Raw genomic sequence first — 12,245 nt, forward strand, 5'->3', positions numbered from 1 at the left:
CGAGGGATGGTGCGGATGGACGAGACCGATGATTTCGACGCCTTTTACCTGGCGAGCGCTCGGCGGGTGATCCACCACGTCTACGCGGCGTGCGGTGATCTGGCCGAGGCGCAGGACGCGGTGCAGGAGGCGTACGCCCGGGCCTGGCAGAAGTGGTCGACGCTGGCCGACTACGACGACCCCGAGGGGTGGGTGCGTACCGTCGCCTGGCGGCTGACCGCGAACCGGTGGCGCAGCGTACGCCGCTGGTTCGCGGTTCGGGCCCGGTTGGGTCAGCCGCAGCCCGTACCCGGTCCCACGCCCGACCGGGTGGCCCTGGTAACGGCGCTGCGTCGGCTCCCCGAGGCGCAGCGGCGGGTCGTCGTTCTGCACCACCTGTACGACATGCCGGTGGCCGAGGTCGCGACCAGCACCGGGATGCCGGTCGGCACGGTGAAGGTCTACCTGTCCCGGGCGCGTACCGCCCTCGCGGCGCTGCTGGGCACTGACGAAAGGGAGGACGCTGATGTCGTCGCGCATTCGTAGGGCGCTGACCGAACTGGAGCAGGACGTGGCCGGCCTCCAGTTGGCCCCGCCGGAGGCCATCCGGGCCCGCGGCCGGGCGCGGCGCCGGCGGAGGACGGTGGGCGTGACGGCCGCCGTGGCGGTGGGCGTGTCGCTCGCCGGAGCGGCCGTACTGCCGCCGTTGTTCGCGGCCGAGGGGGGACCCGGCGGACGGTTGCCACAGGTCACCGCCGGCTCCGGCCCCGGCGACCGGGCCGGACTTCCGACCGGCACCGCCGTACCCTCCGGCTGCGTGTCACCGGGGCCCTCGGGTACCTCGCCGGCGTCTTCGCCGGGGCGGCTCGGCCCGTCGGCCACGCCGAGCAGCGGCACGGCCGGTCGGAGCCGGGCGGTGCGGATCTTTCTCGCGCACGCGGTCAGCCCGGCGGAGAAGTCGGCCGTCGAAGCCACGCTGCGCGGCCTGCCCGAGGTCACCGCGATCGGCTTCCTCAGCCACGACGAGCAGTGGCGCCGCTTCGCGGCCCAGTTCTGCTTCGCGCCCGACCTCGTCGCGGCGACCAGGCCGGAGAGCCTGCCCGAGGCGTTCGACGTCACGCTGTTCTCGCCCGAGGACTATCCGCGTGTTGAGGCGGCGGTGCGCCGCCTGCCAGGGGTCAGCGAGGTGGTTCCGTCATCCTGAGCCGGCCGGTGGGTGGAGGTGCGGTGCTGTCGCGGACGATCAGCTCGGTGGGCAGGAGGATCCGTCGCACCTCGGCCGGCCTGCCGGTACGGGCGCGCACGATGGCCGCGGTGAGGGCGGCCGCCGCGGCCCGGCCCTTCTCCTCGACGTCCTGCCGCACGGTGGTCAGGGCCGGCCGGACCTGACCGGCGAGCGGGTTGTCGTCGAACCCGACGACCGACAGGTCCTCGGGTACCCGCAACCCCAGGTCGGTGGCGGCCTGGACGACGCCGTACGCGATGGCGTCGGAGAAGCAGAGGATCGCCGTCGGGCGGTCGGTGCGGTCGAGCAGCAGCCGTGCCCCGCTCCGCACCTCCTCGACGCGCGCGTCCCGCTGCCGGCTGATCATCGGCCGGATGCCCGCGGCGTGCAGGGCGTCGAACCAGCCGAGCATGCGCTGCCTCGACGGATGGCCGTCGACGAGCCGGTCCGGGTCCTCGATGACCCCATGTGGACCGTGGAGACCCGACATCATCAGCCCCACCCGGCGGTGCCCGAGGTCGACGACGTGCCGGGCGGCTGCCCGGGCGCCGTGCCGATCCGCGACGTTGACGCTCGACACGCCGTCGACCGGATCCTGGTCGACGAAGACGAGCGGGAGTCCGCGCCGCGACAGCCAGTCGACCGCCGGCGATGTCGGGTCGCACGAGTAGACCAGCGCCCCGTCGATCGCGACGTCCCGGGCGGGTATGACATCGCCGTCGCCGGAGGAGCTGAGCAGGGTGAGCGCCAGCCCGGTGGGCGTCAGCTCCTCGGCGATCGCGCCGAGGAAGCTGGTGGCCACCAGGTCGGTGAAGGCGAACCGCAGGGACTCGGTCAGGACGATCCCCACCGCCCCGGTCGTACCCCGGGCGAGGGCGCGGGCCGCGGGATCGGGCCCGACGTAGCCGAGCTCCTGTGCGGCGGCGAGGATGCGTTCGCGAAGCGCGGCGGACAGCTGGTCGGGCCGGGAGAACGCGTTCGACACCGTCATCCGGCTGACGCCGACCCGGTCGGCGATCGTCTGCAAGGTCACCCGCGGCACGACGTCACCACCGACCCTTCCGCTCGGCCATCACGGTAGCGCTAGTGGGCAGGGCAGTGCTCGACCGGCGCCGGGCCGGGCTCCGCTGGGGCGATGGCCCGAGCCGCCCGGTGCAGACCCTCCGACAGGGCCGCCCGGATCGTCCGGGTCCATCCGACGGGTTCGCTGTCGGACACCACCGGGGCGTCCGGTCGCGCGCTGTTGAGGTCGTGGTGCGCTTCGTTCAGCGCGATGACGAATGCGGCAGGCATTTCCACTGGAACCATCTCCCGGTCTCGCTGAGTCTGGGTCTCGCCGAATCGGGTCCTGCGGACTCTGTACCGGTACAGTACGCCGCTTCTCTATACCGGTCAAGTAACGCCTACCGATCGAGGATCGTGCGGGTGCAGCGGGCGGGTGCGGCGGGCGGGTGCGGCGGGCCGGTGCAGTGGGCGGGTGCAACGGACCGTGGGCACCTGGCGGACTTACGGCCTGCCAGATGCCCACGATCGCGAAAGGGGTGCCGGACGGAGACGCCCGACGGAGGGGATCAGCCGACCGGGGTCAACTCCCGGTGTCCGGCAACCGGCTCGGGTACCTCGACGTCGTCACCGGGGCGGCGCAGGAACCGGGGCGCCCACCAGTTGGCCTTGCCCAGCAGCGTCATCAGCGACGGCAGCACCACGGCGCGGATGATCGTCGCGTCGAGCAGGATCGCCGCCGCGAGACCCACGCCGAGCTGCTTCATCTCGATCGCGCTGAGCGTGCCGAAGATGCTGAACACGGCGACCATGACCAGCGCGGCGCTGGTGACCGTACCGGCGGAGGTGGTGATGCCGTGCGCCACCGCGAACCGGGTCGGCATGCCGTGCCGGGCCCCCTCGCGGATCCGGCTGACGACGAACACGTGGTAGTCCATCGACAGGCCGAACAGCACCACGAACAGGAACAGCGGCAGCCAGGACACGATCCCGCCGATGCTGTGGAAGCCCAGCACGTCCTCGGCCCAGGTGCCCTGGAAGACCAGCGTCAGGAGGCCGTACGCGGCTCCGGCCGACAACAGGTTCAGGCCGATGGCGGTCAGCGCGACGACGATCGAGCGGAACGTGTACGCCATCACCAGGAACGTCAGCAGCAGCACGAACCCGATGACGATCGGCAGCTTCTGCTTGATGTGCTCGGCGTAGTCGGCACTGCCGGCGACCATGCCGCCGACCGCGTACTCGGCTCCGGCCACCTTGCCGATCGTCGCCGGGACCAGGTTGCCGCGCAGTACGTCCAGCGACCGGCTGGCCTCGGTGCTGCGGCCGCCGTACGGGGTGGGCAGCTCCAGGGTGGTGATCCGGCCGTCGGCACTGGTACGGATGGCGGGTTCGTCCTCGACAGCGAACAGTGTGTCCTTCGACGCCCGACCAGCCAGGTCGGTCAGTGCCGCCTTGACCTGCGCTGCCTTGTCGGCCGGCGCCTTGACCGCGATCACGTGGGCGGTACCGGTGCTCGGGAACGCCGCGGTGAGCCGGTCGTACGCCTGCATGGCCGCCGTGGTGCGGGGCAGGTCCTCGATACCGGGAAGGTTGAGCTTCATGGTCAGCGCAGGCGCGGCCAGGGCGAGCAGCGCGACGACCGAGACAACGAGTGTGGCCAGGGGAGCGCGCAGCGCCGGGCGCAGGATCGCCGGCCACAGCTTCGGCTCGCTCCGCCGCGCGGTCAGCCGCCACAGCACCGGTACCCGCAGCTTGTCGACCCAGCGGCCCAGCTTGGCGAGGATCGCCGGGAGTACGGTCAGCGAACCGACCACCGCGACCAGGACGACCAGGATCGAGCCGATGCCCAGCGACGAGAAGATCGAGTCACGGGCCAGGAACAGGCCGGCCATCGAGATGACGACGGCGACACCGGAGACGACGACGGCGTGCCCGGACGTCTCAGCGGCCAGTTCGACCGCGTCGAGGTGCGAGCGGCCCCTGGCTCGTTCCTCGCGCTCGCGGCGCAGGTAGAACAGGGAGTAGTCGACGCCGACCGCCATGCCGATGAGCAGGATGACGCTGCTGGTGCTGTCGTTGCCGGGGATGAGATGCGAGGCCAGGTTGGACAGGCCCAGCGCGCCGACGACCGAGGTCAGCCCGAGGATCACCGGCACGCCGGCGGCGATCAGCGCCCCGAACGCGACCAGCAGGATGACCAGGGTGGCCGGCAGGCTGAGCAGCTCGGCCTTCTGGAAGTCCTCGCCGATGGTGTCGTTGAGCGCCTTGTTGATGGACGGGCCGCCGGTCTGCTCCACCCGTACGCCCTGGTGGGCCCGCTGCACCTCGGCCGTGACCTGGCGCAGCGGCTCGACCCGGTCGGACGCCGTCTTCGGGTCGCCGGCCATCGTGACGACCACGAGCAGCGCCTGGCCGTTGTGTGCCGGCACCGGGTCGTCCACCTTGGTCACATCCGACCGGCTCCGCATCCGCCCGATCGTGTCGTCAGCGGCCGCCTTCGCCGCCGCCATGTCGAGCGAACCGGAGCGTGCCGTGATCAACACGTTCTCCGTCGCCGGGTTGGGGAAGTGCGCCTCGTCGACGATCGTGCTGGCGCGGCCGGACTCGCCGACCACTCCGTCGGTGGTGCTCTCCTTGAAACCGGCGACGCTGCCCAGGGCGTAACACGCGGCGACAAATAAGATCCATAACGTCATTGCGCGCCAGGGATGGGTGGCGCTCCAACGCGCGACCCGTACCGTCGTGGGCTTCTTGGACACGGCGGGATTCCTTCCGGGGAATTCGCTAAGACCTCAAGGACGGTATGGGACACCGTCGTCATCCGGCATCCGGGAGAAGCCCGGCCCGTACCCGGTAAGTGATCACGGGGTCGGTCAGGGCAGACTCAGGGAAGAACCCTGAGGGCACCGTGCGGGTACCGGGGACGCGCGGCCGGCCGGTGCCGTTCGGTATGCGGCGGGCCGGTGCGGTCTGGTACACGATGAACCGGAGCGGTCTGGTACACGATGAACCGGCGTGCGAATTGCGGGACGCGCCGGTCGCGAAATTCTTTCCGGTTGGCGGCGCCTGATGTGTATCAGCATTGATTTCTTATCGGAGCGGCCGGAGGGTTAACCTGCTTGCGTCTATTTGCGGGGAAGGATCGAACGTGACCGAGTCGTATCCGTCGCAGTCGCCGGAGTCCGGCGAAAACCCGCAACCGGAAACCGCCGGAAATCCGTTGCCGTCGGTGCGGAATCCGACGCCGCCCGCTCCGTCGGCAGTGTCTCCGAGGCCGCCCGCTCCGTCGGCAGTGTCTCCGAGGCCGCCCGCTCCGTCGGCAGTGTCTCCGAGGCCGCCCGCTCCGTCGGCAGTGTCTCCGAGGCCGCCCGCTCCGTCGGCAGTGTCCCCGAGGCCGCCCGCCGGGCCGCATGCCCTGGGTGGCCCGGTTCCGCCGGTTCCGTCACCGGTGCCGGCGCCGACAGCGAAGAAGCGCACCGCGCTCACGATCACGCTTGCCGTGCTCGGCGTTCTCGTACTGCTTGGTGGTGCCGCCGGACTGGTGGCCCTGGGGCCGATCATCCGTGAGTATCCGTCGAGCGTCGACGATCCCGCCGAGGTCGCGGGCCTGACCAGGCTCCACGACCCGGAACTGCAGCAGATCGTCGACCAGATGACCGAGGAGGTGAAGTCGAGCGTCAAAGCCGACAGTACCGTCGCGGGGTTCTACGCGCCGGCCGGTGACCGTCAGCAACTGGTCATGCTGGTCGCCGGTACGAAGCTCGCTCTCGCCCCGGCCAAGGAGCTCGATGCGGCGTTGCGGGGGGTGTCCAAGGGCTCCGGTACGCCGTTGTCGGACGTCCGTGCCGTGCCGGCCGGTCCGCTCGGCGGGACGACGAGGTGTGGCTCCGTCACCTTGGCCGCGGCCGGTACGGCGGTGCCGGTGGCCGTCTGCGCGTGGGCTGACCACGGCAGTCTGGGTCTGGTGTTCTTCTTCAACCGTACGATCGAGGACGCGGAGGGCCGGTTCCGTGCCGTCCGCGAGGGTGTACTGCACCGCGGTTGATCCGCCGCCCGCGCCGGTGCGCGTCGCCGTGCCGTCGTCGCCGTGCCGTCGTCTCCGTGCCCTGCCATCCTGTCCGCGTCCGAAATGTGCTGTCGCTCCGGGTGCTGGCTGTGCCGGTATGCCCGAGTTCGGGCGACTCTGGCGCTGCCTTCGGTCCCGCCCGGTCACTGTGACGACGTTCCGCGCCGTTCAGGTGGCGGAACGGCCGTCATCGGAGAAATGAAATTCCGGAATACCCTTGCGTACTGCGAAGTAATGAGCTAGCGCGACCCCGGACCTGCCGCCGGGTTCCGCATTGATTCCTGAAAATTGTCTAGTTCACGCCAAAGCATGTAAATGCCTGGCCATTCATATCGCGTATCTGTTGGTAATCCGTGTGTCGCTATGGCGCCCTCCGGGCACATGGCAGATATTGGGGAGGATCAGCATCACCGCCGTTGCGCTACCTGACGTCGGGCGGCCGTCGCCACCAGGTATGGCTGCGTGGACGGGGGTCCGGAGCCTGACACCGACTGAAGACAGGGGGAGGGTTGATCCAAATCCTGCTCGGACAGGAAGCACGGGTGTGGCGCCAGGCGCTCGCCGCCGTGTTGACCAGGGAGAACGACCTGGAGGTGGTAGGGGAGCTGGACCAGACCGACGACGTGCCGGTCATGGCGGCGCGAAGACGGCCGGACGCGGTGGTGCTCGATCATGCGCTGCCCGGATCGCTCACCGTTCCTGACGTGTGCGAGAAGCTCGGCGCCTCCGCGCCGAGCTGTTCCGTCCTGGTCCTGTTGGACCGGCGCGGCGGCGCGCTGAGCGGCATCCTCGCCCGGTGGGCGCCGCGGGTCGGCATCCTCACCACCGACGCGACCCCGCGGCAGCTTGTCGACAGTGTCCGTCAGCTGATACGGGGTGAGCCGGTCCTCGACGCCAAGGCGGCGGTGGCAGCGCTGAAGGCCCGCGAGAACCCGCTGACCGAGCGCGAACGGGAGGTGCTCCGGCTGGCCGCCGACGGTGCGCCGGCGAAAGAGATCGCGACCGAGCTCTTCCTGACCACCGGCACCGTCCGCAACTACCTCTCCCGGGTCATCGCGAAGACCGGCGCGCGTACCAGGATCGAGGCGATCCGGATCGCGCAGGAGCGGGGGTGGACCTGATCACTGGAGGTCACCAGCGCCGGCCGGCCCAGCGCCCGAACGGTTCCCGGTGTGTTGGTGAGCCGACCAGCGGGGCGCGTTGGTGAGCCGACCAGCGGGGCGCGTTGGTGAGCCGACCAGCGGGGCGCGTTGGTGAGCCGACCAGCGGGGCGTAGTGGTCACCGGTGGCGGCACCGACGCCGTCCCGGACGGGGGTGCGGTGGGCGTGCGGCGCCGAACCCGTTCAGCGGGCGATGACGACCAGGGTGCCACCCCGCCCGGCGAACGGCAGAGTCGAGCCGGTCCGCTCGGTGTGGTGACGGCCCGGCCGAGCCGCTCGGCTCAGCTCAGTGACCGTCCGGCGCTCCGGCGACCCATCGGCGGCTGTGACTGCCGCCGGTGGGCACTACGGTCGGGCGAAAGAAGGCGCAAACAGGGCATTAGGGAGCGCCACGGACGGGAACCACCACGTCGTGCCCGCCGCCCACGGTGCCCGGGACGAAACGAGGTGCACCGTGCGGCTGCCATCAGCGCTGGACCATCGACACACGATCGCCCCACCGGGCTACAGCCGCTGGCTGATCCCGCCCGCGGCGCTGTCGGTGCACCTGTGCATCGGCCAGGCGTACGCGACGAGCGTCTACAAGAACTCGCTGCTGGCGCACTTCCACGCCAGCCAGACCGCGATCGGGATCATCTTCAGTATCGCGATCGTGATGCTCGGCCTGTCGGCGGCCTTCGGGGGAACCTGGGTCGAGGCCAACGGCCCGCGCAAGGCCATGTTCGTGTCGGCCTGCTTCTGGGCGGCGGGTTTCGGGGTCGGCGCCATCGGCATCGCCACCAGGCAGCTGTGGTTGCTCTACTTCGGGTACGGCTTCCTCGGCGGAATCGGGTTGGGCATCGGGTACATCTCGCCGGTGTCGACGTTGATGAAATGGTTCCCGGACCGTCCCGGCCTGGCGACCGGGCTGGCCATCATGGGCTTCGGCGGTGGCGCGCTCGTCGCAAGTCCGCTGTCGCGGCAGTTGCTCACCTTCTACGATCCCGCGTACGACCCGGCCGACGCTGGATCGGTCGCGTCCGGCAGCGCACTGGTCTGGCTGTTCGTGACGCTGGGCGTCGGCTACTTCATCATCATGATGTTCGGCGTGTTCAACGTCCGGGTCCCGGCACCGGGCTGGCGCCCCGCCGGGTACGACCCGACAGCGGTCGCGGCCCAACCCCTGGTCACCACGGCCGACGTCTCCGCCGCGAACGCCCTGCGCAGCCGCTCGTTCTGGCTGCTGTGGATCGTGCTGTTCTGCAACGTCACCGCCGGGATCGGCATCCTCGAGCAGGCCAGCCCGATGATCCAGGACTTCTTCCGTACCGAGGGGGTCTCGACCGTGTCGGTGGCGGCCGCGGGCGGCTTCGTCGGGCTGCTGTCACTGTTCAACATGGCCGGCCGGTTCGCCTGGTCGACCACGTCGGACCTCACCGGCCGCAAGCCCGTCTACCTGCTCTACCTCGGTGGTGGAATGGTGCTGTACACGCTGCTCGCGTCCGTGGGGCACGTCGCGACGGCGCTGTTCGTCGCGCTCGCCGGGCTGATCCTGTCGTTCTACGGCGGCGGCTTCGCGACCATCCCGGCGTACCTGCGCGACCTGTTCGGTACCTACCAGGTCGGCGCGATCCACGGCCGCCTGCTCACCGCGTGGTCGGCGGCCGGTGTCGCGGGTCCATTGATCATCAATGGCTTCCTGGACGCGCAGGGCAAGCCCGGCACGCTCACCTGGACGGCGTACCGGCCGGCGCTGTTCACCATGGTCGGCGTCCTGGCTGTCGGATTCGTAGCCAACCTGCTGGTCCGGCCGGTGCCCGAGCACCTGCACCACCAACCGGCGCCGGCAACCGTCGGCACCCCCGGCGCGGACACCGCCGGCACGGATACCCCCGGCACGGACATCCCCGTCGCTTCCGAGAAAGGTACGTCGCGATGAGTGACCCATCGGGTGACCGGTCGGCCCGGCTCTGGCTGTCCTGGCTGTTGGTCGTGGTGCTGCTCGGGTACGGAGTGGCGCAGACCGCCGTAACCGCAGCCAAGCTTTTCTCTGGCTGAACCGTACTCTGGCTGAGCTGCTCTGGGTGAGCTGCTCTCCGGCTGAGCGGGGCTGATCACGGCCGGCCCGGTCAGCCCCGCTCCCGGTGCGGCGCGGCGGGTTCATGACCCGGTCAGGGCCGCCAGGATCTGGTGTTCGGCATCGCGCAGGTAGTTGTCGAGTTCGCGGCAGGCCTCATCGACCGCACCGGTGGTGATCAGTTCGGTCATCCGCCGGTTGCGCGCGACGTACGGCTCGTGCAGCGTCCGGGCAGAGTCGATGACCGCGAACGCCAACCGCAGTTCGGCGAAGAGTTGGTCGAACAGGCGGGTCACCCGGCTGCTGCCGCAGGCGTCGACCAGCGCCCGGTGGAAGGCGATGTCGGCCGTACCCACCGACGCCCAGTCCTCGGCGGCCGCGGCCGCCTCCGCCTCACGCACGATGCCGTCGAGTGCCCGGATCGCGTCACCTCGGCCGGCGCTGGCCCGCAGCCCGAGCGGCTCGAGCAGCCGCCGGGTCCGGTAGATGTCCGAGACGTCGTCGGCGGTCACCTCGCGCACGAATACGCCGCGGTGCAGGGCGTGCTCCACCAGCCCCTCTCGGGAGAGCGCGCGGAACGCCTCCCGGACGGTGTTGCGGGACACGCCGAGCGCGGCGGCGACGGCTTCCTCGCGCAGTTGTGCACCCGGGTGGATCCGACCCTCGGTGATGTGCCGGCGGATGGCGTCGGCGGCCTGCTCCGACGTGCTGGACCGCGCGTGCAGCGCCTCGAGGCCGGCCAGCGCGTCTGCCGAGGAGTGCGCGGCTGCTGATCTCACGGTGCCACCTCTCGTCGCCGCTGGTGCGAGCCCTCCGGGCTGGTCCGCTGACGAGGCGGGGGTTGCCGACGAGACGGAGCTGATGCGGGTCAGTCGACGGGCCGGATCCCGTTGGCGATGCCGGGTCCGTTGATGGTGCCGGATTTTCTGATGATGCATAGCGTACCGGATGTAGGGATCGACCCCTTGCCGGATTGTTGAACAATTCCTACTCTCGGGAGTACGCGACGGCTCCCGCCGCCTCCAGCCTCCGGTGGGCATCCACCCGTCAGCCCCCGGCGCCCGCAGCACCTCGGGGTCCTGCAGCACCTCGGGGTCCTGCAGCACCTCGATTCGCGCCATCTCGATACCGCACCACCTCGGTCCCATGCACCACCTCGGTCCCACGCACCACATTGGCCCCTCGCCCCGCCTCGGCCCGCCACCACATCGATGTCGTGGCGACCAGCCGGTACGAGTTTGTCCCTGCGGCCGGAAGGACCAACGCGATGAACCGCATCTCCGCCCACGCCGGCTCGCTGAAGCGGGTCGTCGTCGCCAGCCTCGTCGGCACCTCCCTGGAGTGGTACGACTTCTTCCTGTACGGATCGGCCGCGGCGCTGGTCTTCAACAAGCTGTTCTTTCCCACCTTCGAGCCCCTGGTCGGCACCCTGCTCGCCTTCACCACGTACGCGGTCGGCTTCGTGGCGCGCCCGATCGGCGGCGCGGTCGCCGGCCACTACGGAGACCGGCTCGGCCGCAAGAACGTGCTGGTCGCGACGCTGTTGCTGATGGGCGCCGCGACATTCGGAGTCGGCGTGCTCCCGACGTACGATTCGGTCGGGGTGACCGCCCCGATCGCCCTGGTCACGCTGCGGTTCCTGCAGGGGCTTGGACTCGGCGGTGAGTGGGGCGGGGCGGTGCTCATGTCGCTGGAGCACGGGCCCGCCGATCGCCGGGGTCTCGCCGCCAGTTGGCCGCAGGTCGGCGTTCCGATGGGGAACCTGCTGGCGTCGGCCGTGCTGTGGCTGATGAGCTGGCTGCTCTCCGACGGCGCCTTCCTGTCGTGGGGTTGGCGGGTGCCGTTCCTGCTGTCGGGCGCCCTGATCGCGGTGGGCCTGTGGATCCGGCTGGGTATCGCCGAGTCACCCCTGTTCACCGAGATCGACCGGGCCGGCGTGAAGGCCCGGCTGCCGATCGTCGACGTCTTCCGCCAGCATCCCCGGGAACTGCTGGTGGCCGTCGGTGCCCGGATCGGCACCGACGTCGCCTTCTACACGTTCTCGCTGTTCATCCTGGCGTACGTGACCGGGACGCTGGGCCTGCCGCGGAGCACGGCGCTCACCGCGGTGCTCGTCGGCTCCGCCTGCCAGCTCGTCCTGATCCCGCTGTTCGGTGCGTTGTCGGACCGGCTCGGCCGGCGGCCGGTGTATCTCGCCGGCGCGATCGGCGCGGCGCTGTGGGTCTTCGCGTTCTTCGCGCTGCTCGACGCCCGCTCGTTCCCGGCGATCCTGCTCGCCGCCGTGGTGGCACTGGCCTGCCACGCCGCCATGTACGGGCCGCAGGCCGCGTTCGTCGCCGAGTTGTTCAGTACCCGGCTGCGCTACAGCGGGGCGTCGCTCGGGTACCAGATCGCCGGGGTCCTCGGTGGGGCGCTCGCGCCGATCATCTCGCTCGCGCTCCTGCGCGGGTACCACACACCGCTCGCGGTATCCCTGTACGTGGTCGCGGCACTGCTCGTCACCGTCGTGGCCCTCGCGTTCGCGCCCGAGACCCGTGGCGCGGACCTGCACTCCGTCGACCAACTGCGCGAAACGGTGGTCCGGTCATGACCAACCCGGCTTTCAACGGCTCAGCCTTCAACGGCTCGGCTTTCAACGGCTCGGCCTTCAACGGCTCGGCCTTCAACGGCGTCGCCTTCGACGTCGCGGCGTACCGCGGCTGGTCTCTCGACGAATCCGTCACGGGCAATGCGGTTACCGGTACCTCGGCCAG

11 protein-coding genes are annotated in these 12,245 nt (G+C 70.5%); 7 read left to right on the forward strand and 4 right to left on the reverse strand.

Features of this window, described 5'->3' with window-relative positions:
• Positions 1–15: 15 nt before the first annotated feature.
• Together ACNTMW_RS19460 and ACNTMW_RS19465 are read left to right on the forward strand one after the other, a co-directional pair.
• Entirely contained in the window at positions 16–525 is a 510-nt protein-coding gene (locus tag ACNTMW_RS19460) for a SigE family RNA polymerase sigma factor (RefSeq protein ID WP_426635098.1), read from the forward strand.
• Entirely contained in the window at positions 506–1,183 is a 678-nt protein-coding gene (locus ACNTMW_RS19465; RefSeq protein WP_426635100.1) for a permease-like cell division protein FtsX, read from the forward strand. Before ACNTMW_RS19460 ends, ACNTMW_RS19465 begins: the two co-directional genes overlap by 20 nt.
• On the opposite strand, the gene ACNTMW_RS19470 is transcribed toward ACNTMW_RS19465, so the two are convergent.
• The 3 genes from ACNTMW_RS19470 to ACNTMW_RS19480 form a co-directional block, all read right to left on the reverse strand.
• Positions 1,158–2,246 (reverse strand): LacI family DNA-binding transcriptional regulator, encoded by a 1,089-nt coding sequence (locus ACNTMW_RS19470; protein WP_426635101.1) that lies wholly within the window; start codon positions 2,244–2,246, stop codon positions 1,158–1,160. The genes ACNTMW_RS19465 and ACNTMW_RS19470 overlap by 26 nt on opposite strands.
• A gap of 41 nt (positions 2,247–2,287) precedes the next feature.
• The gene (locus tag ACNTMW_RS19475) at positions 2,288–2,497 is read right to left on the reverse strand and encodes a hypothetical protein (protein ID WP_426635102.1); all 210 of its coding nucleotides are present in this window, start codon (positions 2,495–2,497) and stop codon (positions 2,288–2,290) included.
• A 278-nt stretch (positions 2,498–2,775) separates the two neighbouring features.
• The gene (locus ACNTMW_RS19480; RefSeq protein WP_426635103.1) at positions 2,776–4,968 is read right to left on the reverse strand and encodes an MMPL family transporter; all 2,193 of its coding nucleotides are present in this window, start codon (positions 4,966–4,968) and stop codon (positions 2,776–2,778) included.
• A gap of 689 nt (positions 4,969–5,657) precedes the next feature.
• On the opposite strand from ACNTMW_RS19480, the gene ACNTMW_RS19485 reads away from it, so the two are divergent.
• From ACNTMW_RS19485 to ACNTMW_RS19500, 4 genes are all read left to right on the forward strand, one after another.
• Positions 5,658–6,254 (forward strand): hypothetical protein, encoded by a 597-nt coding sequence (locus ACNTMW_RS19485; RefSeq protein WP_426635104.1) that lies wholly within the window; start codon positions 5,658–5,660, stop codon positions 6,252–6,254.
• 530 nt (positions 6,255–6,784) lie between these two features.
• Positions 6,785–7,396: a response regulator transcription factor gene (locus ACNTMW_RS19490; RefSeq protein ID WP_426635106.1), complete on the forward strand. Its 612-nt coding sequence runs from the start codon at positions 6,785–6,787 to the stop codon at positions 7,394–7,396.
• A gap of 500 nt (positions 7,397–7,896) precedes the next feature.
• Positions 7,897–9,354 (forward strand): OFA family MFS transporter, encoded by a 1,458-nt coding sequence (locus ACNTMW_RS19495; protein WP_426635190.1) that lies wholly within the window; start codon positions 7,897–7,899, stop codon positions 9,352–9,354.
• Entirely contained in the window at positions 9,351–9,473 is a 123-nt protein-coding gene (locus ACNTMW_RS19500) for an MFS transporter small subunit (protein ID WP_426635107.1), read from the forward strand. The genes ACNTMW_RS19495 and ACNTMW_RS19500 overlap by 4 nt, the downstream gene beginning before the upstream one ends.
• A 102-nt stretch (positions 9,474–9,575) precedes the next feature.
• Here the strand turns inward: ACNTMW_RS19500 and ACNTMW_RS19505 are convergent, their stop codons facing one another.
• Complete coding sequence (locus ACNTMW_RS19505) at positions 9,576–10,271, reverse strand: GntR family transcriptional regulator (RefSeq protein ID WP_426635108.1); 696 nt, start codon at positions 10,269–10,271, stop codon at positions 9,576–9,578.
• Between the two features lie 488 nt (positions 10,272–10,759).
• On the opposite strand from ACNTMW_RS19505, the gene ACNTMW_RS19510 reads away from it, so the two are divergent.
• A complete protein-coding gene (locus ACNTMW_RS19510) occupies positions 10,760–12,082 on the forward strand; it encodes an MFS transporter (protein WP_426635109.1) in 1,323 nt (440 codons plus the stop codon).
• The last annotated feature ends 163 nt before the right edge of the window (positions 12,083–12,245 follow it).

The sequence above is a fragment of the Planosporangium spinosum genome (assembly GCF_049999945.1).
In the GTDB taxonomy this organism is placed as follows: Bacteria; Actinomycetota; Actinomycetes; order Mycobacteriales; family Micromonosporaceae; genus Planosporangium; species Planosporangium spinosum.